The organism is Brevibacillus sp. MS2.2 (genome assembly GCF_013284345.1).
GTDB classification, from domain to species: domain Bacteria; phylum Bacillota; class Bacilli; order Brevibacillales; family Brevibacillaceae; genus Brevibacillus; species Brevibacillus brevis_C.
The window spans coordinates 178893-203790 of the sequence record NZ_JABSUZ010000005.1 but is presented as its reverse complement, the minus strand read 5'-3'; the positions used below and the strand labels follow the sequence as shown (position 1 = coordinate 203790).

At 48.0% G+C, this 24898-nt stretch carries 27 protein-coding genes; 15 read left to right on the top strand and 12 right to left on the bottom strand.

Annotation, left to right across the window (positions count from 1 at the left end):
- The first annotated feature begins 3 nt into the window (after positions 1 to 3).
- Complete coding sequence (locus HP568_RS06630) at positions 4 to 891, top strand: LysR family transcriptional regulator (RefSeq protein WP_048032696.1); 888 nt, start codon at positions 4 to 6, stop codon at positions 889 to 891.
- A 28-nt stretch (positions 892 to 919) separates the two neighbouring features.
- Here the strand turns inward: HP568_RS06630 and HP568_RS06625 are convergent, their stop codons facing one another.
- Positions 920 to 1609 (bottom strand): class F sortase, encoded by a 690-nt coding sequence (locus HP568_RS06625; RefSeq protein WP_173628681.1) that lies wholly within the window; start codon positions 1607 to 1609, stop codon positions 920 to 922.
- Positions 1610 to 1640: 31 nt separating this feature from the next.
- A complete protein-coding gene (locus tag HP568_RS06620; RefSeq protein ID WP_007723065.1) occupies positions 1641 to 1859 on the bottom strand; it encodes a hypothetical protein in 219 nt (72 codons plus the stop codon).
- 150 nt (positions 1860 to 2009) lie between these two features.
- Here HP568_RS06620 and HP568_RS06615 point away from each other — a divergent pair, with 150 nt between their 5' ends.
- From HP568_RS06615 to HP568_RS06605, 3 genes are read left to right on the top strand one after another with little or no spacing between them, the layout of a single operon-like run.
- Entirely contained in the window at positions 2010 to 2357 is a 348-nt protein-coding gene (locus HP568_RS06615; RefSeq protein ID WP_173628680.1) for a thioredoxin family protein, read from the top strand.
- 33 nt (positions 2358 to 2390) lie between these two features.
- Positions 2391 to 3299 (top strand): RluA family pseudouridine synthase, encoded by a 909-nt coding sequence (locus tag HP568_RS06610; protein WP_173628679.1) that lies wholly within the window; start codon positions 2391 to 2393, stop codon positions 3297 to 3299.
- Between the two features lie 59 nt (positions 3300 to 3358).
- Positions 3359 to 4477 (top strand): YheC/YheD family endospore coat-associated protein, encoded by a 1119-nt coding sequence (locus HP568_RS06605; protein ID WP_048032699.1) that lies wholly within the window; start codon positions 3359 to 3361, stop codon positions 4475 to 4477.
- A 44-nt stretch (positions 4478 to 4521) separates the two neighbouring features.
- On the opposite strand, the gene HP568_RS06600 is transcribed toward HP568_RS06605, so the two are convergent.
- The 3 genes from HP568_RS06600 to HP568_RS06590 form a co-directional block, all read right to left on the bottom strand.
- A complete protein-coding gene (locus HP568_RS06600) occupies positions 4522 to 5322 on the bottom strand; it encodes a VOC family protein (protein WP_173628678.1) in 801 nt (266 codons plus the stop codon).
- A gap of 84 nt (positions 5323 to 5406) precedes the next feature.
- Positions 5407 to 5859: a GNAT family N-acetyltransferase gene (locus HP568_RS06595; RefSeq protein WP_048032701.1), complete on the bottom strand. Its 453-nt coding sequence runs from the start codon at positions 5857 to 5859 to the stop codon at positions 5407 to 5409.
- 18 nt (positions 5860 to 5877) lie between these two features.
- Complete coding sequence (locus HP568_RS06590; RefSeq protein ID WP_173628677.1) at positions 5878 to 6369, bottom strand: NUDIX hydrolase; 492 nt, start codon at positions 6367 to 6369, stop codon at positions 5878 to 5880.
- Positions 6370 to 6531: 162 nt separating this feature from the next.
- Between HP568_RS06590 and HP568_RS06585 the strand changes: the two genes are divergently transcribed.
- On the top strand, positions 6532 to 7905 hold the full coding sequence (locus HP568_RS06585; RefSeq protein WP_173628676.1) for a D-serine ammonia-lyase: 1374 nt from the start codon (positions 6532 to 6534) through the stop codon (positions 7903 to 7905).
- Between the two features lie 50 nt (positions 7906 to 7955).
- Here the strand turns inward: HP568_RS06585 and HP568_RS06580 are convergent, their stop codons facing one another.
- Positions 7956 to 8702 carry a class I SAM-dependent methyltransferase gene (locus tag HP568_RS06580; RefSeq protein ID WP_173628675.1) on the bottom strand — a complete coding sequence of 249 codons (747 nt, stop codon included), beginning with the start codon at positions 8700 to 8702 and terminating at the stop codon, positions 7956 to 7958.
- A 239-nt stretch (positions 8703 to 8941) separates the two neighbouring features.
- Here HP568_RS06580 and HP568_RS06575 point away from each other — a divergent pair, with 239 nt between their 5' ends.
- Entirely contained in the window at positions 8942 to 9391 is a 450-nt protein-coding gene (locus tag HP568_RS06575) for a hypothetical protein (protein ID WP_048032705.1), read from the top strand.
- A gap of 31 nt (positions 9392 to 9422) precedes the next feature.
- Here the strand turns inward: HP568_RS06575 and HP568_RS06570 are convergent, their stop codons facing one another.
- The 3 genes from HP568_RS06570 to trhO all read right to left on the bottom strand — a co-directional run bounded on the left by HP568_RS06570 (position 9423) and on the right by trhO (position 12497).
- A complete protein-coding gene (locus HP568_RS06570; protein WP_173628674.1) occupies positions 9423 to 9944 on the bottom strand; it encodes a hypothetical protein in 522 nt (173 codons plus the stop codon).
- A 12-nt stretch (positions 9945 to 9956) separates the two neighbouring features.
- Entirely contained in the window at positions 9957 to 11408 is a 1452-nt protein-coding gene (locus HP568_RS06565) for an amidase family protein (protein WP_173628673.1), read from the bottom strand.
- Positions 11409 to 11552: 144 nt separating this feature from the next.
- Positions 11553 to 12497, bottom strand: a complete 945-nt coding sequence (trhO, locus tag HP568_RS06560; protein WP_048032708.1) for an oxygen-dependent tRNA uridine(34) hydroxylase TrhO — start codon at positions 12495 to 12497, stop codon at positions 11553 to 11555.
- A 196-nt stretch (positions 12498 to 12693) separates the two neighbouring features.
- Between trhO and dut the strand changes: the two genes are divergently transcribed.
- A complete protein-coding gene (dut, locus tag HP568_RS06555; protein ID WP_048032709.1) occupies positions 12694 to 13230 on the top strand; it encodes a dUTP diphosphatase in 537 nt (178 codons plus the stop codon).
- 91 nt (positions 13231 to 13321) lie between these two features.
- On the opposite strand, the gene HP568_RS06550 is transcribed toward dut, so the two are convergent.
- Positions 13322 to 13624 carry a DUF3846 domain-containing protein gene (locus HP568_RS06550; RefSeq protein ID WP_173628672.1) on the bottom strand — a complete coding sequence of 101 codons (303 nt, stop codon included), beginning with the start codon at positions 13622 to 13624 and terminating at the stop codon, positions 13322 to 13324.
- A gap of 149 nt (positions 13625 to 13773) precedes the next feature.
- Here HP568_RS06550 and HP568_RS06545 point away from each other — a divergent pair, with 149 nt between their 5' ends.
- The 6 genes from HP568_RS06545 (at position 13774) to HP568_RS06520 (ending at position 21118) form a co-directional block, all read left to right on the top strand.
- Positions 13774 to 15000 carry an NAD(P)/FAD-dependent oxidoreductase gene (locus tag HP568_RS06545; protein ID WP_173628671.1) on the top strand — a complete coding sequence of 409 codons (1227 nt, stop codon included), beginning with the start codon at positions 13774 to 13776 and terminating at the stop codon, positions 14998 to 15000.
- A gap of 296 nt (positions 15001 to 15296) precedes the next feature.
- Positions 15297 to 16289: a sulfate ABC transporter substrate-binding protein gene (locus tag HP568_RS06540; protein WP_375154925.1), complete on the top strand. Its 993-nt coding sequence runs from the start codon at positions 15297 to 15299 to the stop codon at positions 16287 to 16289.
- 30 nt (positions 16290 to 16319) lie between these two features.
- Positions 16320 to 17156, top strand: a complete 837-nt coding sequence (gene cysT, locus HP568_RS06535; protein ID WP_048032713.1) for a sulfate ABC transporter permease subunit CysT — start codon at positions 16320 to 16322, stop codon at positions 17154 to 17156.
- A 12-nt stretch (positions 17157 to 17168) separates the two neighbouring features.
- Positions 17169 to 18035 carry a sulfate ABC transporter permease subunit CysW gene (gene cysW / locus HP568_RS06530; RefSeq protein ID WP_173628670.1) on the top strand — a complete coding sequence of 289 codons (867 nt, stop codon included), beginning with the start codon at positions 17169 to 17171 and terminating at the stop codon, positions 18033 to 18035.
- Complete coding sequence (locus HP568_RS06525) at positions 18032 to 19153, top strand: sulfate/molybdate ABC transporter ATP-binding protein (protein WP_048032715.1); 1122 nt, start codon at positions 18032 to 18034, stop codon at positions 19151 to 19153. Before cysW ends, HP568_RS06525 begins: the two co-directional genes overlap by 4 nt.
- A gap of 351 nt (positions 19154 to 19504) precedes the next feature.
- Positions 19505 to 21118: an ABC-F family ATP-binding cassette domain-containing protein gene (locus HP568_RS06520; RefSeq protein ID WP_048035792.1), complete on the top strand. Its 1614-nt coding sequence runs from the start codon at positions 19505 to 19507 to the stop codon at positions 21116 to 21118.
- Positions 21119 to 21177: 59 nt separating this feature from the next.
- Here the strand turns inward: HP568_RS06520 and HP568_RS06515 are convergent, their stop codons facing one another.
- Both HP568_RS06515 and HP568_RS06510 read right to left on the bottom strand, forming a co-directional pair.
- Positions 21178 to 21363, bottom strand: coding sequence for a hypothetical protein (locus tag HP568_RS06515; RefSeq protein ID WP_048032716.1), 186 nt, complete (start codon positions 21361 to 21363; stop codon positions 21178 to 21180).
- Positions 21364 to 21406: 43 nt separating this feature from the next.
- On the bottom strand, positions 21407 to 23053 hold the full coding sequence (locus HP568_RS06510) for a PucR family transcriptional regulator (protein ID WP_173628669.1): 1647 nt from the start codon (positions 23051 to 23053) through the stop codon (positions 21407 to 21409).
- A 153-nt stretch (positions 23054 to 23206) separates the two neighbouring features.
- Between HP568_RS06510 and HP568_RS06505 the strand changes: the two genes are divergently transcribed.
- Positions 23207 to 23404 (top strand): DUF3311 domain-containing protein, encoded by a 198-nt coding sequence (locus tag HP568_RS06505; protein ID WP_048035794.1) that lies wholly within the window; start codon positions 23207 to 23209, stop codon positions 23402 to 23404.
- Entirely contained in the window at positions 23401 to 24891 is a 1491-nt protein-coding gene (locus HP568_RS06500; RefSeq protein ID WP_048032717.1) for a sodium:solute symporter family protein, read from the top strand. Before HP568_RS06505 ends, HP568_RS06500 begins: the two co-directional genes overlap by 4 nt.
- Positions 24892 to 24898 lie beyond the last annotated feature (7 nt).

The following is a 24898-nucleotide window of genomic DNA, read 5'->3' as shown; positions in this document are numbered from 1 at the left end:
TATATGGAGTTACGACAAATTCGTTATGTACTCGCTGTTGCGGAAGAACGCAGTTTCTCCCGGGCAGCCAATCGATTACATTTGGCCCAACCATCGTTGAGTCAACAAATTGCGAAGCTGGAGAAAATACTCGGTGTCAGCTTGTTCCATCGCTTGCCACAGCACGTAGAACTGACTGATGCGGGCCAGCGCTTCATACAGGTGGCGCAAACGCTCGTCGACATGTCAGAGGGGCTAGAGCGGGAAATGCGCGCTTATGCCGTAGGAGAAAGCGGAAAATTGCTAGTAGGAAGCTTGCCGATCACAGGGGCGTACGTGCTGCCAAGGGTGTTGCCTACGTTTACACAGCAATTTCCCGGTGTGGAGCTGCAATTGATGGAGGAAACGTCGAGTCATTTGGAGCAGCTACTCGTGCGAGGGAAAATTGATGTAAGCTTACTAACCATGCCCATCAGTGATCCGTCTCTGGAAATCATCCCCGCGATCAACGAAGAAATCTTTTTGGCGGTACCAGCCAATCATCCGCTCGCGAAACGGAAAGAAGTCGATCTCGCAGAGGTAGCCGATCAGCCATTTATTCTGTTAAAAGAAGGACAAGGCTTCCGCACGATTTCACTTCGGCTCTGTGAGCAAGCGGGATTCCGACCGAGAATTGTGTTTGAGAGCTCGAACATCCAGACGGCTCAGTCACTTGTTGCAGCAGGAATGGGGTTATCGTTTGCGCCGAAAATGATTACGCTCGCACCCGGAACGATCGAACCGCCAACTTATGTACGGATAAAAACAAAACCTTCTCGCACACTCGTCGTGGCGTATCGAAAGGACAAACCGCTGTCACGCCCGGCTGAAGCGTTTGTGCAATGTCTCCTCGAGCAGGGGGGGAAAATATAAAGGCAAACAAGAAACCCAGTCGCCGCAATCATTCGCGCACACTGGGTTTTTCATCTTGTGGCTCTATATCTTGAACAAGTTCGGAAAAGACGACGAGCCTTCGAGCATGCTCCTGTGTTTTCTTGTTAAATTTTCCAGAGCAGGTTATCAAATTCAGATGGGATCGCTCTGCATTCCCAAAAATCTGATCGATGGGCGCTTCGGCAGTCTGGAAGCTTTCTACTCTTCGAACCTGGAAAGTAAGCGTTTTTCCTCTTGCTTCACGCACCGTGATTTTGTCGCCGGGTTTTAGTTTTTTCAGATGGTAAAAAACAGCCGGACCTGTATAATGATCAAAATGACCAGCGATCACTGCATTCCCCTTCATTCCGGGCTTCGTCCAGGGCGCCAAAATACCCACGCGATCAAAAGCCTTTGGGACGTCCATTTGCCCATTCGGTAAAACGCCGACTGGTTCTACACGAGCTTGCAGGTTCAGTTTGGGAATATGTAGAAGTGTAGGCATGATTCCGTCTGGAAGAGGAGGGGCAGGAAGGAACGTCGGTTGAGGTGGCAGCGATGGACCATAAACGGTAACCGTTCGTTTGATATGGATGGGCCCTGCTGGTTTTGGCATGGTATTCGTGATTTTTGGAGCTTCGACTGGTTGTTTAGCTGTATGACCGCAACCCATTGTAACCAAACTAATGAATAGAAGGAACCCCAGTAGTTTTTTCATAGATCGCAAAGAAAAGGGGGAAGATCCCCCTTTAATTGCTTGCCCCACCCATACCAGTTTTCGGCATAGCCTTGATATGCACTTTGCCTTTATGTGCTTTGGTTTTCATGTGGTGAGCTTTGGTCTTCATATGATGCGCTTTTGTTTGTACCTTGTGGTGTTTTTTGTGACCGTCATGTGTTGCAGCAGATACAGGAATTGCAGTAGTTACCAAGCATGCAACCATCAACAAAGCAGCGAACTTCTTCATGAGTAGCACCTACCTTAAAAATTATTGGCTTACAACCAATAGGATTTCCGTTTGTTGTTTTGTTAGTGATGGCAATTGTTTCTCCTAAACGTCCCAAACAGCCCGCGCCTGTGGTACACTATTTCCAAATCATTCTGGGAGGAAGATAGCATGAGAGAAATTAAGACAGAAGCTGAATTCGAGCAAGTAATCGCAGCAAACAAGCCAGTCATTGTCAAATTCTTCACGGATTGGTGCCCAGATTGCCATCGCATTGATCCATTCATGCCTGCTGTGGAAGAAAAATACAAAGAACAGCTGGACATGATTGAAGTCAACCGTGATACTCTCCCGGACTTGTCCCAAAAATACGATGTCTTCGGGATTCCGAGCTTTATTGCGTTCCATAATGGAAAAGAATTGGTTCGCTTCGTGAGTAAGCTCGGAAAGAGTCGTGAAGAGATCGAGCATTTCCTGGACCGTGCGATTCAAGTCAGTAAAGGACTCGAGCAAGCATAATTGCATGAACATAGAACAGGGAGATAGACAGAAATGTTATTCATGAAAAAAGAAGGAGAATGGCTCGTTGCTCACTTACGCGACAATGATGATGCCATTCCGATTGGGAACCTGCTGCGCGAAGAGTGGAAGCTGCCTCGCAAGCAGGTCCATCTTTTATTCCAACACAAAGAAGTACTGCTGGATGGCGAACCAGTTGCTCAGCATGTTGCAGGAAAAGCAGGGCAGGAAGTTCGCCTGCGTATGTGCAAGCCTGAGCCATTGGGGCTTGATCCGGCTAGCGAAGCTCCTGAAATCTTGTACGAGGACGATCATTTGCTCATCGTGAATAAGCCGGTTGGCCTTTTGTTACATCCGACCGAACGACATCATCATGTGACGTTGGATCATCTCGTATCGGGGCACTTTTTCCGTACAGGTTTGGAAGCAAAAGTCCGCCATGTCCACCGGCTGGATCAGGATACGTCAGGCGTCGTTCTGTACGCGAAGCATGCCTGGGCCTCTGCATTGTTAGATGAAATGCTGCGTGAGCGTACAATCAAGCGTACATATGTCGCGTATGTATCGGGACAAATGCCCAAAGAGCGCGGGAAAATTAATGAACCCATTGGAAAAGATCGGAATCATGGGACGCGAAGAAGGGTCACACCAAACGGAGATCCAGCGATTACCCATTACCAGGTGAAAGAACGTTTTCAAACAGCTACGAAAGTAGAATGTCAATTGGAGACGGGGAGAACCCATCAAATTCGCGTTCACTTCAGTCATATCGGGCACCCGCTTTTAGGGGATGAACTGTATGGTGGCAAGCGCGAACTCATTAAGCGACAAGCGCTGCACGCAGCAGTGCTCAAATTTGTGCATCCATTCGGTGGAGAAGTCATCGAAGTAACGGCTCCGTTGCCACTCGATCTATTTCACTTGGAAAAGAAGCTGAGATAATCGCCATTTGACTACGGACTGAATAAACTGCCAAGGAGGAAACGAGAGAGGGTGGTCTTTTGAAACGACCCATTATCGGCATCTTGACTTGGCGGGAAGGCAAACGCTTTGCAGAGCCAACCTATTTTCGGCGACTACTTAAGGCTGGACAAGAACTAGGCTGTACCGTTTTCTTGTTTTCCCCAAATGATGTGCTTGCGGCCGGCAAGAAGGTGAGAGGGTATATTCCGGGGAGCAATGGCGGCTGGCAAGCAAGGATATTTGACCGTCCAGACGCTGTTTTCGACCGATACCGCTATACACCGACACAAGCATTTAAGAACTATGTGGCCTTTCGACGGACGAGTAATTTTTTGTACGCAAACAATCGCTTGGCAAACAAATGGCGTGTACATGAGGTGCTGCATCGGGACCCCAGAATGCATCGCTGGCTTCCGGAAACCCACCTCTATAACCGCCAAAGCCTGGTCAACATGCTAAGTAAGCATCCATTGCTCTACGTAAAGCCACTCAATGGAACTGGAGGACGAAACATCTTGTCCATTGAAAAGCGTGGCGACGAACTGAGACTGCTCGGTCGTAATAAACAAAGGGCAAAAGTATCCACAGTAGTAAGAGACAAAGCCGCTGCCCAGAGATGGGTAGATCGTTGGACGAGACAGGAGAAATACATCGTTCAGCAAGGGCTTCGTTTGCAGCTGGTTCCTTCGCGAGCAGTAGACATGCGCCTCTTGATTCAAAAGAATGGGCAAGGTGAATGGGGTATCACAGGTCATGGAATTCGCGTGGGTCCAGAACGCAGTGCCACCTCTAATCTGCATGGTGGCGGAAAAGCTATCCCTGTATCGGAATTTCTCCGACCGAGGTTTGGGGAGGAACGCACTGCGCAGATCGTGCGTGATTGCGAACAGCTCGCTTTTCAAACAGCGGAAACACTCGAGGATCATTTTGGACGGATGGTTGAATTTGGGCTGGATATTGGCATCGATGTAGATGGTCACGCTTGGCTGATCGAAGTGAATCCCAAACCAGCTCGGGAAATTTTCCGGGAGATGGGAGCAACGGGGCAGTACAAGAATGCCATTACTCGCCCGCTTGAATACGCCATCTACCTTGCAAAAACACAGGGACGTGAAGGTCGCGAGCCACTTTTGAAGAGAAAGGTCGCCAGAGGATAATGTAAAAGCAGAACAGCGGCAGTCTTCGTCTGCCGCTGTATTTGTTAAGTGGAGATAGAAAGCGGTAATTGCAATTTGCTCGGGGTGTCAGGGGCGTAATCGGGTGTATGGATAACAGAAAAAGTGTATCCTTCCCGGACGAACGTAAGCTCTTGGGCATCCGAATGGAAGAGGACATTACTTTTTTCAAAGCGTCTCCGTACTTTTTGCAGGAACGTTTGGTCAGGTGTTCCAAAAGTGACGTGCATTTTTGGTGGTAGCGCTTTCATTGCAATGGGAATCCAGGGCCTGTTTTTCCATGTGGCTACAATATGCGCCGTTCCCCCAATGACGAAGTTAAAAATTTCGCCATCCTCATAAGTTTTCATGCTTATATTCGATTTTAGCCATTGCGTAAAAACAGGCACACTTTCTACGGGACAGCCCACTTCTCGTAAATACAGAATGTGCAGGGGAGTGGATGGCTCGACGATCTCTTCTGATACATACTCGTGGGCAATAATCTCAAGAAGATTCCCGTCTCCATCGCGGAAATACAGGTTCATCCGTCCTTTTTCCTGATCAATGTCATGCCCATCCTCCCATCGAACAATCAAAAGACCAGATTCTTTGATCTTTTTCGCTGATTCATGAAAGAGGGAATAAGGTACTTGAAAAGCTATATGGGCGGGTGAGATCGGTTCATATACTTCTTCAAAGGTTAAACAAAAATCGGGTGTGACTTGAAACGTAATCTGTTTATTTGACTGAGATGAAATCGGAAAGCCGAGAGAGTCTGCGTAAACCTGGCGTACCCCTTGGATGGACACAGTTTGTAAGGTTAATTTTGAAAAATGCGTGATCACCTGGCATCACCTTTTCCTATAAAAAGATAACATAATATAAATTATGTATACTCATTTGATTCACACTGTTTCTAGACAGTCTTCTCAAATATCTTGAGAGAGGCGAACCATATCTACCACCTGAATCCCGTTTTCGTAAATCTCTTCCTCATAATGCCGCAAGAAAAAGTCCCGATCGATCCAATTCATCCGAAATCCACACTTTTGATAAAGGGCGAGCTGACCCACGCTAGAATTCCCTGTGCCGACCTCGATCGTCTTATAACCGAGAGATTTGGCTACATCAATGGAATGAAGAACGAGCTTTTTGCCAATGCCCTTGCCATGATGGGCCTCATCGACGGCAACATTCACGAGTTCAATCGTATCTGGTCTGGTTGGAATCAATACGTAGACACCTACGATGCTATCCTCCAGAATAGCGACATAGCATTGACCTCGTTGTAAATAATCTTTCACCAATCTGACAGAGGGGTCAGCCAATAAGAGTAAATCCATTGGTGGTTGTTCTTGTACGGCAAGCTTGCGAATTTCCATCCGTGTTTCTCCTCCGATTTAAGTGGTTACCGGTTTTGGCAATGGAGCTGTTTCATAGTTGACAACCTGGTTGTTTTCGTACGTAAAGAAATGCTGACAAGGATCAGCCTCTTCCAACATGTATGGTAAAAACAGGGGAAGGTTTTCTGGGACGCCAGCATTGTCGGGGTCCAAGATCCATGCTAGCTCTTTCCAGTCAAGGATACCTTCTTCCACTACCTGTGGGGTTTGAGAGCGCTCGTAGTTGTCTGGAAGATGAGCGAGAAATGCATACATACCGCCCGTTTCCATTCCATCGACCAGCCAAGAGACAGTGCCTTTGTAGCAAGCGGTTTCTAGCAAAATGCCCGTCTCTTCCCGAACCTCGCGAAGGACACTGTCCAGTGGAGTCTCTCCGTGCTCTAGCTTACCGCCTACGCCATTCCATAGCCCCATCAACGGTGATTTGTTGCGATTCAGCATGAGTATTCCATTTCTATGTTTGAGAAAGCATATGGTATAGCGATACATGTTATCACTTTCCTTTTTGTTACAATCGATTTCTTTAACACGACCATTGTATCAAATGAGTGGTTTCATCAGTAATTTTTATTTGGTTTTCCCAAAGAAGTTTCGTAATATTTCGTTATAATAACAAAGAAGATGGAAGGAAGAATAGGGGGCTCGTTCAACATGCGAAACAATGAAAAGGTAGAAGGGCTAACAAGGGAGGAGTGGATAACGAAATATCCGCTTCTTCCAAACATGATGGAGACGGATGAAGTTTTCTGGACAAACCCTAGCTATGATGAGATCGCAAAAGCAACTCTCCCCGTTACGCCAGAGGAAGTCCAGGATGCAGAAGAACGGTTGCGGCGTTTTGGCTCGTTCATTCAAGTGGCTTTTCCTGAGACGAGAGAAGCTGGTGGACTGATCGAGTCCCCACTTGTTCCGATAAAAGAGATGCAAAAGCACTTGGAGTCTCGCTTTGCATCGGATATACAAGGGGATCTCTGGTTAAAATGCGACAGCCATTTGCCTATTGCAGGTTCCATCAAAGCGCGGGGCGGCATCTACGAGGTGCTGGCACATGCAGAAGAATTGGCCCAAAAGCATCAGATGCTGCAACCGGACAATGATTACGCTATTTTGGCTTCGGATGAGTTCCGGGAACTGTTTTCCCGTTATTCCATTGCGGTAGGCTCGACAGGAAATCTCGGTTTGAGTATCGGGATCATTAGCGCGAAGCTCGGTTTTCAAGTCACTGTACACATGTCAGCGGACGCCAAAACATGGAAAAAGGAATTGCTGCGGGCAAAAGGGGTCCAGGTTGTGGAGTACGCATCGGATTACGGAAAAGCGGTGGAAGAGGGCAGGAAGCAGGCAGAAGCCGATCCGAACTGCTATTTCATCGATGATGAGAACTCCAAGCGATTGTTCCTCGGCTATGCAGTAGCAGCCGGACGATTAAAGAAACAGGTAGAGGAGCAGCAGATTACAGTAGATAACGATCACCCGCTGTTTGTCTACTTGCCGTGTGGGGTGGGGGGAGGGCCTGGCGGTGTAGCTTACGGATTGAAGCTTATCTACGGAGACAATGTTCATTGCTTTTTTGCGGAACCAACTCATTCTCCCTGCATGCTGCTAGGTTTAATGACAGGCCTCCATGACAAAGTCTCCGTTCAAGATTTCGGGATAGACAACAAGACAGAGGCGGATGGCCTGGCGGTTGGTCGACCTTCCCGATTTGTAGGAAAAATGATGGAGAAGCTACTGAGTGGCGTGTTTACAGTGGACGACGAAGAACTATATGCGTTATTGCGAGCCTTGCGCGATCACGAATCCATTCGATTGGAGCCTTCTGCATTGGCTGGAATGCCAGGACCTGCTAGATTGTTTCAGCAGGAGACTGGGCGGATGTATATGGAGAAGCAAGGTTTGACGGAGGAAAAAATGAAAAAGGCGACCCACATCGTATGGGCGACGGGTGGGAGTATGGTGCCGGAGCATATTCAGGATGAATACTATGCCAAAGGTCTGGAAGGCAAAATCGATACAGATACATAATGTCTGTCCTTGAAGGAAAGCCCGGATCACTCCTCCGGGCTTTTGTTCATTCATTTCAAAGTCTTCTGTGTCTTGAAAATAATAAACGTCGGTCTTCTTACTTCGGAAATCTGATGCGGCTGCAAGAGGAGTCCTTCTGGCGTGCAGGTTGGCTCGATGATCTCTTGCAGGGTAAGCCCCGCTCGGATTAACGTATTGACGGCAGTGGACATGGAGCGGTGGTAAAAAAGGGCCTTTCTGCCGTTCATCATGTACATTTCACGTTCTCCATCTTCTAGGTAGTTGTCCAAGGGCCAGAAATGCTTCTGTCCTTCCTCGTCCCGTACCCAGCCCTCGACCTTTTTGCGAGCGGTAATATGCGGATGGAGTGTAGAGTAAACGAAATGTCCTCCGTTGCGTAAGGCGCGGCTTACTTTGTTGATGACATGCTCATAGTCACGAACATAGTCCATGACGAGAGAGCTCGTAATAAGATCGTAGTCATGATCGGCAAGCTCAATGTCCTCCAGGGAGCCGTGTAGATATTGAATGTTCTCATGACTGTTATTCGTTCGGGAATACTCCAGCATGTTGTGAGAGAGATCAACACCGATCACTTCACTGGCTCCTTGCTCCACGCAGTACTTGGCAAACTGTCCGCCACCACATCCGAGGTCGAGTACACGCAAGCCTTTTAGCAAGGGGAGACAACCACGAAAGGCAGGCTGTTCAATCAAATCATTCTCTGATTCACCGGACAGACGGAGCTTTTGATAGTCCTGATAAAAATCCGGTTGATCATACAGATTTTGTTTCATCCCATATCACCCGTTTCCATTTTTTTCTCGGATTCCTATTATGGATAAAAGATGAAGATGATGTCAATTATTCGTTTAAAACGATTGAAAATGAGAGCAGGAGTTTGCCTTTTTTACGAGAATTAGTGTGAGACAACCCATTTTTGCGATTCCGTCCGCTTTGCTGAGACGGTTTTTTTCTGTAAGAAGATTTGGTTTCGATATTTTTTGGCGAGACTGAAATCGAAGGAGGGATAAAGGTGGACCAAATACTTCAACTGATCAAAGATTACTGGCCGATTGCGCTAGGTATCATAATCATTATCATGGCTGCCCAATGGGTGGTGCGAAGTATCATTCGAATTATTTCGCTTGCTGCTATTATTGGTGTTGTGCTCGTGTTGTTTTTCCAGTTCAGTCCTGAAGAAGTGATCCAGATGGGACGTCAAGCAGCCGTAGCTACACAGGAAGTCGTCGACAAGACTATTACACCAGTCTTGGACAAAGAGCTAAAGGATGCTGATATTTCCTTCAAGGAAGACGGAACCTATGAAGTGAAGACAACGAATATTCGTATCGTGGGCAAAAAAGGCGAATCGAAAGCAACTGTTTATTACAAGGATGAAGAATGGGAAGTAAATATCGGTCAATTGAGTAAGCTGTTCCAGGACCGACTTGGTAAAGCGGAGCAAGAAAGTAAGACGATGTAGAAAGGGAAAAACGCATGGGGCCAAAAAGGTCTCATGCGTTTTTTGCTGGATAGGCGAGTACTTCCTTTACCCATGTATCTAGCAGATGCTGATATTCTTCGCTCGTTTTGATTCCGGGGGCTGAGGCAACTTGTTTTTCGAGTGGGAGCGTGCGTAGTTTTTTAGCAAATTTCCCCTCGATATCATCTTCATCTTCGAGTAGCAGATAGACGACATCTTCCAAGGAGCGATAGCTCGTAACGCTATACTCGATTCCATTTATGATCGTTTGAAAGTGACCGTGACGGTATTGGCAAAGGATGAAAGTGAAATCTAGGTTGTTTATGATTTCCAAAAATCTGTTCAAAAACGCCGGTTCCACCATGATACACTCCAGCATTGTGGGTGGATAATTCGAGTGACTGATGTGGAATTCCGGGATAATTTGGATAAAGTCCTGCTGGCGTTCAGGACTGGCTTTGTCATAGTAATCATCGTTGAATTTGCGAATGATTTTCTTCAGGTGCTTGAAAGGGATTGCTGTACCTATAAAAAGTCCATAATATCGGTTCATTCTGTGCTTCCTTTAATCTTTCGTCATATTCGGAGCTACACGCAGTCGAGTTGCTTGCTCATAAGCGTAGGCCAGGCGAAGAAGAGTAGGTTCCTGGAATGCCAGACCGGTCAGCATGAGGCCAAATGGCTTGCCCGCAGAAGTATAGCCAGCCGGAACCGTAATCGAAGGGTAACCAGCTTTGGCCGGGATAGCATAACCCGTACTGCCGGGGTACAAGAGGGCATCGAGTTCGTGCTCCTTCATAACAGCATCAAGGCCTTGCTTCTGTGACATTTCCAAATCGAACAGGCGATTCGCCAAATACTCAGGCTCTGTCAGTGTACCACTTGTCTGCTCCGATTCTTCCAGTAGCTCTTGTCCATATAGCAGGGCTTGTTCTTCATGAGCCCGATTAAAAGCAATGACATCCTGTAGGGAGCGGATCGGGTAGGAGGCTGGTAACGTTTTTAAGTACGCATTTACCCCAACCTTGAATTCATGTACGAGAACATGTCTATCCCACTCGGCATTTTCTGTCGGAATGGTGACCGCATCTACGACAGTTGCGCCAGCCTCTTTGAGCTTTTCAATAGCTGCTTCATACAAGGCGATTTCTTCGTCTTCACACTCAGCCAAAAACCTGGAGCGTACAACGCCGATGCGCGCACCCCGCAATCCATCTGCATCGAGGAAGGGGAGGTAATCGGTATGGCCTAGACCTTCACTTTTTCCAGTCACCGGATCATTTGCATCTATGCCAGTAAGTGCGCCAAGCAAAATAGCTGCATCTGTCACGGTTCTCGCCATCGGTCCGGCTGTGTCTTGGCTATGGGAAATCGGGATGATACCCGAACGGCTGATTAAGCCAACAGTAGGTTTGATTCCCACGAGCGAATTTTGTTCTGCTGGATGGAGAATCGACCCAGAAGTCTCCGTACCGACTGCCACAACAGCAAAACCTGCGGCAATCCCAGCAGCCGACCCCGAGCTAGACCCGCCGACATCGAGTACACCAGGACCGTATGGGTTCAACACTTGTCCACCGCGCGAGCTGTAGCCATCTGGCATGTCATTGGAGATAAAGTTAGCCCATTCCGTCAGATTGGTTTTCCCTAAAATAACCGCGCCCGCCTCTCGGAGCTTGGTAACGACGAATGCATCCGCAGAGGCAAACGAATCAGCTAAAGCTAGAGCTCCAGCCGTCGTGTGCATCTTGTCAGATGTCGCAATGTTATCCTTAATCAATACAGGGATACCGTGAAGCGGCCCACGACTGCCTGACACCGCTCGTTCTCGATCCAGTGACTCTGCGATCGCTAGTGCATCTGGATTTAGCTCACAAATGGCGTTGATTCGGATGCCTTGTTTGTTGTAGGTGGCAATCCGCTGTAAAAAGGAGAGAGTCAATTCCCGCGAAGTCGTGGTTCCAGCTGTCATTGCAGTTTGCCATTCGAGAATGCTCGTTTCATGAATCACTGACATAATGTATCCCCTTTTGCGAATGATTTGATTTTTATTATAGTACCAAATTCAGGGAAAGGGAATGAGAGGGGAGTGTGAGCCTTTTACCTATAAAAAAACAAGCTGACTCTACGAGAGAGTCAGCTTGTTTGTATTTGTACCAAATTATGCGTTTGATCCAGCAGCTTCCAGCTTCGCTTTTTCTTCCGCTTCTACATAACGGTTGCGAGGGTGCTCGCGGCATTCATCGGAGCAAGAACGCTTGAATTTTGTCTCGCATTCTGTGCAGCAGAAGTGCTGCTTGTTGCAGAATGGGTTGGCGCAGTTTACATAGCGGTCTTCGACAGTACCGCAGTAATGGCAACGGCCAATGACGACGTCTTCTTCGGTATGATTGATCGGTACGGAGATGCGCTCGTCAAACACGTAGCATTTTCCATCCCACAGGCGCCCTTGGACTTCTGGATCTTTACCATACGTGACAATTCCGCCCTCAAGATGGTACACATTTTCAAAACCTTGTTGCAGCAAGATACCTGTCAGCTTTTCGCAACGAATACCGCCTGTGCAGTAGGTGAGGACTTTTTTATCCTTGAACTGGCTCATGTTTTCACGAATCCACTCAGGGAACTCACGGGATGAATCCACTTCAGGGCGAATCGCACCACGGAAATGTCCCAAATCGTATTCGTAGTAGTTGCGACCGTCAAGGATCACGACGTCTTCTTCCTGCATCATTTCGTACCATTCTTTTGGATTCAGATAGGTTCCGACTAATTTATTCGGATCAACATCTTCCTCCAAACGCCAAGTTACCAACTCTTTTTTCGGGCGTACAAACATTTTTTTGAACGCATGTTCTTCCGACTCATCTATTTTAAACCACATATCACTAAAACGTGGATCTTTTCGCACATATTCCATGTAGGCGTCAGTTTGCTCAATCGTTCCGGACACGGTTCCATTAATGCCTTCCGGCGCTACGATAATCCGCCCTTTCAGCCCGTTATCCTTGCAAAATTGCAAGTGCTCGGCTGCGTACTCCTCATAATTTTCAATAGGAGTATACTTGTAATACAACAAAATGCGATATGGTTTTTGTACTTGCAAGGTACAATTCCACCTTTCTTTTTCAATTGTGATTTTAGATGCAACGGTGATTATACCACATCCCATTGTTAAAAGCGCTGAAAAAGAAAGGGATTTGTGAGGTTTTTATGAAAATCGGTGCTTCTTGCTGGAAGTGGATGCATCCTGTAAACTATGAATGGTATTCTGCTGACAGGCTATAGAGGAGAGACATTACATGAACATGGCAAATGAGCGCCTGGTTACACAGGTGAAAATTAAAAAGCTCCATCAAGACGCGGTGATCCCAGCGTACGCGAGAGCAATGGACGCGGGCTTTGATCTGGTCGCGGTAGAGGATACATTGATTGCCCCTGGACAATCTGCAAAAGTTCCAACTGGCTTGGCGTTCGCGCTTCCAGAAGGATTTGAATTGCAAGTGCGCCCTCGCTCCGGGATCAGTGCAAAAACAAAGCTGCGTTTGTCCAATGCACCGGGGACTGTTGATGCAGGCTATCGCGGTGAAGTATGCGTACTGATGGATAACATTCGAATCGCATCCGGAAAAAATGGCAAGGTATGTCTGGGCGCTGGCGAAAACGAAGTAACCGTTGAACAAGAAGTCGATGCACATAGCTACTTGATCAAAAAAGGGGATCGAATTGCACAAGGCGTGATTGCAATCGTTCCAGTCGCGCAGTTCGAAGTAGTCGATGAGCTCGACGAGACTGAAAGAGGAGCGGGCGGCTTCGGCAGCAGCGGTATCAAGAGCTAGTTCTATCGAGTAAAAATACAAGACCCCTGATCATCAGCCGTGTAAATGCACGTGAGCTGTTACGTCAGGGGTCTTTGTTTTGATCATATCCTCATCCTTTGGTGGATAAAAACTGGTCAATTCTCGAAAGGTCGTCAGCCGTCAACGAACGTCCATCTGCTTTGACGAATACGCAAGGTCCATAGACCCAATCTAAAAAACCGTCTGATGTGATGGGGAAATTGTTCGCTTGTACCCCGCGAGCATCTTCATTCACTACGAGGGAGATTCCCTCCAGATGGTCATCTTCCACGACCTCATAGTCACCACCCACCAGTTCCTGTAGTTCATCCGTCCCAGCGATTTCTCGAACAACTGCATGTTCATGCGGAAGCTTTATGTATACCGTAGTCAAGCGCAATCACTCCTTCTGACATCTATCATAACGTATGACGAATGAATTGTGCGATAGGGGAGCGGATGCCTGTTGGCGTGTTGGTTATCCTAATGATTGAGATTGAAGAAGCGTCCGTATTGATACTTTCAGCCTGAGGGGACATGCTGATGATATTCGTGACCGGAAAATTGTATTGGCCAGAAACATTGCCAACGCCACCCCTCTATCCCTCTCTGGCCGAGGATGTGAAGTGTGATGTCCTGATCATTGGTGGCGGAGAGGCAGGAGCACTCGTTTCCTATTATTTGAAGCAGCATGATGTGGACGTCATCCTCGTGGATAAACGGCGGGTGAGTGGGGGCAGCAGCAGCGCTAACACGGGTTTGCTGCAAATATGCAACGATAAAACATTGACAGCCTGTATCCATTCGTTCGGTGAGCAAAAAGGAGTTCGTTTTTACGAATTGACGAGGCAGGCTGTTGATGAATTGGAAAAAATCTCTGGGCAGCTAGACCAATCTCCAGATTACATAAGGCGTGATAGCTTGTATTATGCAAGTGAACCAGCCGATGCGGAGAGCTTACGGACAGAGTACCAGTTATTGAAGAAGTACGGCTTTCCGGTCACGTATTTGGAGCGACGGGATATAGAGAAGCGATTCTCTTTTTCGAAGGAAGGGGCTATTTATTCCAAGGGAGATGCGGAGCTCAATCCGTACAAATTTGCCAACGGTGTGATCGCCCACTCTGTGAAAAAAGGGATGCGTGTATACGAAAACACGGAAGTTGTGCATCAAAAAGTACAGGATGGAGGGCTTTTGGTCTATACCAAAAGTGGGCACACTATCAAGTGCAAGCGTGCCGTGTTTGCCACTGGCTACGAAGCACAAACCATGAAGCGCAATGCCAACGCCGTGATTTCCAGCTCGTTTTCCATCGTGACCAATCAAGTCGAAGCGTTTCCGGGCTGGCCACAAGCATGTTTAATTTGGGAAACAGCCCGTCCATACTTGTATATCCGTACGTGTCCGGAAGGGAGAATCATCGTCGGAGGACTCGATGAGCCGTTGAACGACTTACAAAAGAAGGATGCTTCCAGTCTGAAGAAGCGGGATCATTTGCTCGCAAAGATTCAAGAGTTATTTCCACAGATTCCAATGCAAGCCGAATATTATTGGGGAGCGACTTTTGTCGATACCCATGACGGACTCCCGCTGTTTGGGGAGCAGGAAGGCTATCCGCACTGCTTGTTCCTACTAGGTTACGGTGGGAACGGAACCGTCTATTCGACCATCGGGGCCCAAATCATCCGTGATCTGATTACAAAAGGAAGTCATTCGGACGCTGATCTTTTTGCTTTTGAACGGATGAAATATGCCAGTGTCACCATCTGATCGAAAAAGCTTTCCCATTCAACGGGAGGGCTTATTTTTTTGAAAATGTCAGAACGGGCGGGCCCAAATTTGCTGAATGGGCAAGTAACATTTGAACGTGGCCTACCTGCCTAGCATAGGGTAGATGGAAATATCGTTGACAGGAATAAAAAGGCAGGTATAATCTTCAATAACAGAGTATTCCGAGTAAAATACTATAGATTAAAAGAGGAGTGAAGGTGAGCTGTATGAAAACCACGAAAGGCAAGGTCCAGACGATCCTGCAACGCGTAGGAATCGTTGCTATGGCGGCAGCTATGGCAGGCTGCTCGGCTGCCGCACCGGCAGAAACAGGTAATGGAGCGGCGGGCAGCAACTCTACGGTAGAGCTGCTCAATGTTTCCTACGATCCGACGCGAGAGTTTTACCAAGATATCAACAAGGAGTTTGCCTTAGAGTGGCAACAAAAGACAGGTCAAACCGTGACGATCAAGCAATCACATGGCGGGTCAGGCAAGCAATCGCGCTCCGTCATTGATGGTTTGGAAGCAGATGTAGTCACCCTTGCCCTCGCTTATGATATTGACGCGATTGCCGAACGTGGTCTGATTCCTGCTGATTGGCAAAAGAAGCTCTCGGACAACAGCTCGCCTTATACCTCCACGATTGTGTTTCTCGTGCGAAAAGGCAATCCGAAGCAAATCAAAGATTGGGATGATTTGATCAAGCCTGGTATCGCCGTGATCACACCGAACCCGAAAACGTCTGGGGGAGCCAGATGGAATTACTTGGCTGCCTGGGGTTATGCTCTGAAGACAAATGGGGGAGATGAAGCGAAGGCACAAGAATTCGTGGCACAATTGTTTAAAAATGTACCCGTCCTCGATTCTGGTGCACGTGGTTCGACCACTACATTTGTCGAACGTGGCATTGGGGATGTACTGATTGCATGGGAAAACGAAGCGTATCTTGCGGTCAATGAACTAGGGAAAGACAAGTTTGAGATTGTGAATCCGTCCTTGAGCATTTTGGCTGAACCGCCTGTCACCATCGTTGACAAATACGCTGACAAGCACAAGACAAAAGAAGCAGCGGAAGCATACCTTCAGTTCCTGTATAGCAAAAAAGGCCAAGAGCTCGCAGCCAAGCACTATTACCGTCCACGTTCACAGGAAGTACTCAAAGCACATACACCCGCATTCCCTGACATCCAATTGTTTACTATCGATGAGTTGTTTGGTGGCTGGACGAAAGCACAAAAGACTCATTTTGCAGATCAAGGCGTCTTCGATCAACTTTATAAACCATAGACCTACACTTTCCTCAGAGGAGTTACCTTCATGAGAAAATCATTTCGCAACAGAGGGTTCTTGCCTGGCTTTGGCATGACCATGGGGTATACCATCATCTACCTGAGTCTTCTGGTACTAATCCCTCTGTCTGTCTTGTTTTTAAAAGCTTCGACGATGAGTTGGGAGCAATTCATTGGGACGATAATGGATACGAGGGTCCTTGCCTCTATTCGTGTGAGTATTATGACTTCTTTTTTCGCGGCTTGTCTCAATGCAGTGTTTGGTGTCTTGGTGGCTTGGGTATTGGTACGCTATCAGTTTGCGGGGAAGCGGATCATTGACGGCATAGTTGATCTGCCATTTGCTTTACCTACCGCTGTAGGCGGAATTGCCCTGACTTCTATTTATGCTGAAAATGGCTGGATCGGACAGTACCTGGCGGAGTGGGGGATCAAGGTTGCGTACACTCCCATCGGTATATGGGTTGCCCTAACATTCATCGGTCTTCCTTTTGTCGTCAGAACCGTCCAGCCAGTGTTGCAGGATTGGGATTTGCAAATGGAGGAAGCGGCGGCAACGTTGGGCGCTACCCGATGGAATACATTTTGGCGGGTGGTGTTGCCGCATCTGTTACCGGCGATTATTACGGGTTTTGCGCTCGCTTTTGCCAGAGCATTGGGAGAGTATGGCTCCGTCGTGTTCATCTCCGGGAACATGCCGTTGAAAACAGAGATTGTGCCCCTCTTGATTATGACCAAGCTGGAACAGTTTGACTATGCAGGCGCTACGGCAATTGCAACGGTCATGCTAGTGATTTCCTTTATCATGCTTTTGATCATCAACTACTTGCAATGGAAAATCAATAAATTCGATGCGGCCCGTTAGGAGGTATTACGGATGAAGCATTTGACGGAGCCAGCCTATATCCGATGGACACTGATTATCGTGGCCATGCTCTTCCTTGGCTTGTTTTTGATCCTGCCGCTAGTCGCTGTTTTTACAGAAGCATTTCGACAAGGAGCGGAGGTGTTCGTGGCGTCCATTACAGAGGAGGAAACGTTATCCGCTGTCAAGCTCACCTTGCTTGTCGCAGCCATTAGCGTCCCGCTGAATGTAACGTTCGGGATCGCGGTTGCATGGGCCATTGCCAAGTTTTCGTTCCCGGGTAAAAATGTGTTGCTTACGTTGATTGACTTGCCATTTGCCGTTTCGCCAGTCATTGCCGGCCTGATTTTTGTCCTCTTGTTTGGGAGTCAAGGTGTGGCAGCGCCCTTACTTGCGGCGTGGGATCTCAAAATTATATTTGCGGTTCCAGGTATCGTGCTCGCGACGACCTTTGTTACCTTTCCGTTCGTCGCTCGTGAACTGATTCCGGTCATGGAAGCGCAGGGAAGAGACGAAGAGGAAGCAGCAGTCTCGCTCGGAGCAAGTGGCTGGAAAACATTTTTACGCGTCACGCTGCCAAACGTAAAATGGGGACTCCTGTACGGAGTCATTTTGTGTAATGCCCGCGCCATGGGTGAATTCGGGGCAGTATCCGTCGTTTCCGGTCATATCCGAGGCATGACCAATACGCTCCCGTTGCATGTGGAGATTCTCTACAACGAATATCAATTCGCTGCTGCCTTTGCGGTAGCCACCTTGCTTGCTGCCTTAGCCTTGGTGACGCTTATTCTGAAAAGCTTGATCGAGTGGAAAACCGAGCGGCAGGCAAAGCTGGATGAGGAACAACACTACGACGTGACAGGAGAGAGAGCCGGATGAGTATCGAGGTAGTGAACATTACGAAGTCATATAAAAGCTTTACGGCGCTGAAAAATGTGAATCTGCATATCCCGGAAGGCGAACTCGTAGCGCTTCTCGGGCCTTCCGGATCGGGAAAGACGACGCTTTTGCGTCTCATCGCTGGACTGGAGCAACCGCAGGAGGGGAGCATTCTCTTTCACGGAGAGGATAATACGAACCGCGACGTGCGCGAGCGGCAGGTTGGATTTGTTTTTCAACATTACGCCTTGTTTCGGCATATGAACATCTTTGACAACATTGCGTTTGGATTGTCCGTTCGCTCCCGCAAAACACGACCGAGCAAGGAAGAAATCAGTGAAAAGGTTCATTCGCTGTTAAAACTCGTGCAGCTAGAAGGTCTCGCACATCGCTATCCCTCACAGCTATCTGGTGGGCAGCGCCAGCGTGTTGCATTGGCGAGGGCGTTGGCAGTGGAACCAAAATTTTTGCTGCTGGATGAACCATTTGGCGCTTTGGATACGAAAGTGAGACAGGAGCTGCGTCGTTGGCTCCGTCATCTACACGGGAAGCTCGGGCTGACGATTTTGTTCGTCACACACGATCAGGAGGAAGCAATGGAATTGGCGGATCAGGTTGTTGTGATGAATGAAGGGCGAGTGGAGCAGGTAGGATCGCCCGAAGAAATTTATCATCATCCGGCGAATCCGTTTGTGTATAGCTTTCTGGGGCGAGTCAATCTGTTTCACGGACGAATCCAAAATGGCAAAATCAAGCTTGGTGAGGCAGAGTTCGAGACGGATTGGAAGGATAAAGGCGTGGAGGCTCCCGCTGTCGGATACATGCGTCCACATGATGTAGAGATATCGTTGCGACCGCCTGAGGGGAAGTCTGCCAGATCTGTTCAGGCCGAGATTAACCATATTTCGCTCTTGGGCCCAATTGTTCGCCTTGACCTGAAGCGTTTGGACACGGAGGAGGTGTTTGAGGCAGAGATGAGCAGGCAGCGCTTTATGGAGTTGAACGTAGAAGAGGAGAGCATTGTGTATGTGACATTGCACAATGTATCGATCTATGTGGATTCACAGCCGGTACAGACACATCGCCCTGCACGCGTTCCGTTGCAGGCCAGTGTTTGATCCGATTTAATGAAAATAAACCGGTCTGCATATGCCGCAGGCCGGTTTTTGATGGAGTCACTAAGCTATTCGCCGCGTTGCTTGGAGCGTGTCTGTTCTTTGCTAATTGTGTTCGATCTACGGGTTTGCGAAGGGTTTTCTTTCTTTCCCATCTCATTTTTGACACCATTTTGCTTGGACATTTCTTAAGCCTCCTTTTCACTGGATTGCCATGGTAGTTTTCCCTGCCAAAGTCCATTTCATGAGCCCAGTATTTTTTGCTGTGCGCGAAAACGTTTACCTTTTGCAAAATGAGGTCATCTCTGGTAAGATAAGTGTTTGAACGATTCAAAAAAGGCAGGTATTGCGACGATGATAAGCACTCAGAACGTGACGCTGCGCTACGGCAAGCGCGCACTGTTTGAAGATGTATCCATTAAGTTTACCCCGGGTAACTGTTACGGCCTCATCGGTGCGAACGGTGCAGGGAAGTCTACCTTCGTGAAGATCCTCTCCGGAGAGATCGAGCCGACGAGCGGTCACGTTTCGGTGACACCGGGCGAGCGTATCGCTGTATTAAAGCAGAACCACTTTGAATTCGACGAGTACGAAGTGTTAAAAACGGTAATTATGGGCCACAAGCGCCTGTTCGAGATCATGGAAGAGAAGACCGCTCTTTACATGAAAGAAGATTTCTCTGAGGAAGACGGCAATCGCGCGTCCCAATTGGAGGGAGAATTTGAAGAGCTGAACGGCTGGATGGCCGAAGCAGATGCAGCTAGCTTGCTGATCGGCCTCGGTATCCCGACAGACCTGCACGACAAGCAGATGAAGGACCTCTCTGGTACGGAGAAGGTACGTGTTCTGTTGGCGCAAGCACTGTTCGGTAATCCACACATCCTGCTCTTGGATGAGCCGACGAACCACTTGGACATCGAGTCGATTCGTTGGTTGGAAAACTTCCTGGCGGATTATGAAAACACCGTCATCGTTGTATCCCATGACCGTCACTTCCTGAACAAGGTGTGTACGCACATTGCGGATATTGACTTTGGCAAAATCCAAATGTACGTGGGTAACTACGACTTCTGGTACGAATCCAGCCAACTGGCGCTGAAAATGGTTCGTGATCAGAATAAGAAGAAAGAAGAAAAAATGAAGGAACTGCAAGAGTTTATTGCGCGTTTCTCTGCGAATGCTTCCAAGTCCAAGCAGGCGACTTCGCGTAAAAAGCTGTTGGAGAAAATTACGTTGGAGGACATTCGTCCTTCTAGCCGTAAGTATCCGTTCATTAACTTCAAGCCAGAGCGTGAAGCGGGTAAAAACCTCGTAGCCATCGAAGGCTTGAGCAAGACAATTGAAGGCGAGAAACTGTTTGAAAACCTTCACCTCACCATCAACAAAGGGGACAAAGTTGCGTTTGTCGGACCAAATGAGCTGGCGAAAACAACCTTCTTCCAAATTTTGATGGGGGAAGTTCAGCCTGATAGCGGTTCTTTCGAATGGGGCGTTACGACTTCCCAAGCGTACTTCCCAAAAGACAATGCGGAGTACTTTAACTCCGATTTGAGCCTGGTTGACTGGCTGCGCCAATACTCCAAAGATCAAGACGAGACATTCATTCGTGGATTCCTCGGTCGCATGCTGTTCTCTGGAGATGAAGCGCTGAAAAAGTCAAACGTATTGTCCGGGGGAGAAAAAGTTCGTTGCATGCTGTCCAAGATGATGCTGGCGAGTGCCAACGTATTGATCATGGACGAACCGACGAACCACTTGGATTTGGAATCCATTACTGCATTGAACAACGGCTTGATTGAGTTCGACGGTACACTTCTGTTCGTATCTCATGACCACCAGTTCGTTCAAACCATTGCGAACCGGGTCATTGAGTTCACGCCGAAGGGTGTCATTGATAAAATGATCACGTATGACGAGTACCTGGAGAGCGATGAAATCAAACGCCTGCGTGACGAGCATTACGCGTAAGTTGCTACGCACATATAAAAAGCCCTTGACTTCACACAGATGAAGTCAGGGGCTTTTTCTCATGTTACGGGGTCTTCCACGAACTCGATTTTGTTAAGGAACGCTTCCTTGCTCGAGAAAATAACGCGTTCCTTTCGCGGGGAAGTAAAGAACACCACGATATACTGGTCATCTATGTATTCTACCGTGCCTCGTTTCTTTGGTCTTTGTATGGTCTTCACGGGTTTATTCAACCATTCGTTCATCTGTTGTTCCTCCTACCTAGCTTTCCCATTCATTATACCAAGATTAATGACGATGCCCAATGACATGTGCAGTTATGGCGATGCGCAGCAGCATTTGATCGTGTCCGTTTTCCGCATTCAATCCGGTCCACTCTCGGATGAGCTGGATGCGGTATTTGATTGTATTTTTATGGACATACAAACGACGCGCGGCTTCCGCGTAATTACCATCCGCTTGCAAAAACACTTGCAAGGTTTGTAAGAGTTGTCCGTTCTTGTCTCGATCATAGCTTTGGATTTTGCCCAGACATTCTTCTGCAAACGCTTGGGCTTCTGTCGCAGGATCGTCTGCGTACATGATTCGCTCGAGTCCCAAGTCGTGGTAGCTTTTGATGACGCTAAGAGAAGAGATGGTGGTTGTGTTTGCAGAATGTAAAGCGGTTTGCAAGCTGATCAGTGCTTCCCGATAACTACGAACGATGCCTTCCCGTTTCGGATGATATCGCCCAATTCCTGCAAAGACGGGCTGATCCAGTTGCTTGGTGGCCGTCTTCAAGCACTGTTCTTGCAGCCATTGCGAGAGTGATTCAGTGGGCGCATGAATAGACATCGGCACGAGCAAGAGGACACGATTTTCCTGATCCAATCCATACAGAATCGCTCCATGGGAAGAAAAAAAGCTGTGCAACGCGTTCAGAAGATGATGGTTTTCTTGCCAAAGTTCCATGCTGGTTTTGTCATGGGGGGAGGTGCTTAGGAGCATCGCGATATAATGATCGGACAACTCCCAGCCGACTTCATCCGCCTTTCGCATGAGCATTTCGTGTGAGACGATCTGGCCGCTGACAAGTTGTTGCAAAAAATCATTGCGAAAACGCTGGAATGTTTCCTGGATGGCTCGTTGTCGCTGCATTTCAAGTGCCAAGAGGGCAGCACTTTGCTCGATGGCGACTTTTTCCCACGCGTATAGATCACGCTCCCGCTGTCCAATGATGATGGTTCCCTGCACGATCTGGTCGTGGAGAAGCCACCGGACATGGATGCCTTCTTTTTGTTTGCTAAGAGGCTCTTGTGTTAGTCGAATCGGGGCGCGTTGACCATATAGCTTGTCCAATGAATGATCAAGTGGGAGCGGAGTAAGAGAAGAATCCCATTTCCATTTATGCTGGGGGACACGGATGGAGACAGGAGCATCAAGGATATCGGACAGTAAATCTGTCAATGTAGAAATCGGAGCTCCTCCCGTCAAATAGTAATGAAACCGTTCATAAATGGCATGGGTTCTGTCCAGCTCGATGCGCTGTTTGTCATTGATGTACTGAACGACTGGCACGATGACATCTGACCAAGCTTTATCCATCGGAAAGGACAGGATGGGAAATGCCTTTTTCGTAGCATGGGTGAGAACGGCTTCAGGAAGGTTCTCGATGTATCGACCTAATTTGATGGCAAGCCCGGGGGTGCCGATGGCGACTAGCTCATCGATGAGCGTAATCAGCCGTTTCGTACATGTTTTTTGCTGAGAGAGAAATGGAAAGCCTGTCGTCAGAACGAATTCACCAGCTCGCAACCATCTGTGGCCATCGGGAGAATCAAAGGAAGTAACATTCAACAGCTCATTTTCTAAAGAGTCCGCGCCAGCAAGCACTGACGATTCAGCAAAGCCACCAACTTGTATGAGCTCACGGACAGTAATCATTACGCTCACCATGCCTTCATCATCTTTTAGCTACTCGCACAAAACCCCGTTCCGTTTTCTAGCCATGTGAACAAAGGAGATATTTGAATTTTTCGATAATACTAATGTACATGTCCAGGATGTGTGCAGGCAATGGGACAAATCGAGCAAACTGGGGGGAGTCGTATGAAAGCGAGAGATTGGCTAGGGGTACTGCCGTTCATTGGGATGCTGGGAGGAATTCCGTTTGTGAATCGGGTTGAGCCTTACGTAGTAGGCATGCCGTTTGTCCTATTTTGGATCGTTCTCTGGGTTGTCTTAACTTCCGTCATCATGGCATTCCTCAACAAAATCGACCCTGCTACAAAGGAGGACGGCCAATGAATATCGCCTTGATCATTATTTTTGCCTTTTTATTGCTGTCCTTCTATTCCGGTATTCGTGCGCAACAAGGGAAAGACATGAATATGGAACAATGGACAGTTGGTGGCAGAGGATTCGGTTCGATCTTTATTTTCTTGCTGGTAGCAGGCGAGATTTATACGACATTCACCTTTTTGGGAGGCAGTGGTTGGGCGTACTCCAAAGGGGCACCTTCTTATTACGTTCTCTCTTACATTTCCCTCGCCTATGTGATTTCCTACTGGCTCTTGCCGCCCATTTGGCGGTATGCCAAAGAGCACAGGCTTGTCTCCCAATCCGATTTTTTTGTAAGCAAATACAAGAGTCCGATACTCGGAATTTTGGTTGCAGCGGTCGGAGTCATTGCGATTATTCCGTATCTCGTCCTCCAATTCAAAGGCCTGGGGATCATCGTATCGGAAGCATCCTATGGCTCGATTTCGCCTGCTGCTGCGATATGGATCGGAGTCATTGTTGTGACCATTTACGTCATGATCTCAGGGATTCACGGTTCGGCTTGGACGGCTGCGATCAAGGACATCATGATTTTCTTTGTCGTCGTTTTCCTCGGGCTTTATCTTCCGTTTCATTACTATGGGGGCATCCAGCCAATGTTTGAAGCTGTACAAGCCTCCAATCCGGGTTTCTTGACGTTCCCAGAGGAAGGATTAAGCATTTCCTGGTACATTTCAACGGTGCTTGTCACGGTGTTCGGATTTTACATGTGGCCGCATACATTCGGCTCTGTATTTTCCGCGAAAAATGCAAATGTGTTCCGCAAAAATACGATCATGCTGCCGCTCTATACCTTGATGCTTTTGTTTGTGTTCTTTGTCGGCTTTACGGCGATCCTGCAAGTGCCCGGTTTAAAAGGGGCGGACGGTGATTTGTCCTTGCTCCGTCTGTCGTTGCAAACATTCGATCCGTGGGTGGTTGGCATCATTGGAGCAGCAGGCTTGCTCACGGCGCTCGTACCAGGCTCGATGCTTTTAATGACAGGGGCGACGCTCTTGGCGAAAAATGTGTACAAAGTTATGGCTCCGCACACATCTGACGTACAAATCGCCCGGATTGCCAAATGGTTGGTGCCTGTCATCTCGTTGATCTCGTTGTATTTTGCACTGAGTGGGGGAGATACGCTCGTAACGCTGTTATTAATGGGCTACAGCTTGGTCACACAGTTATTCCCGGCATTGCTTTTCAGTCTCCCTGCCAAGCCATGGGTGAATAAATACGGTGCGTTTGCCGGGATTTTATGTGGGGTGTCAACCGTTGCGTATGTGACGATTTTCCAAGTGACGATTGCGACCATGTTCCCGAATTGGCCAGCCGCTGTCAAAGACTTGAACATTGGTGTCGTGGCATTGCTGGTCAATCTCGTCGTGATGTTTACTGTGACATTTGTGACGAGGAATCTTTTTGCACTGAATCGTCATACGGCTAACACAGAAGGGACACCAACTCTTTAATCCTAAT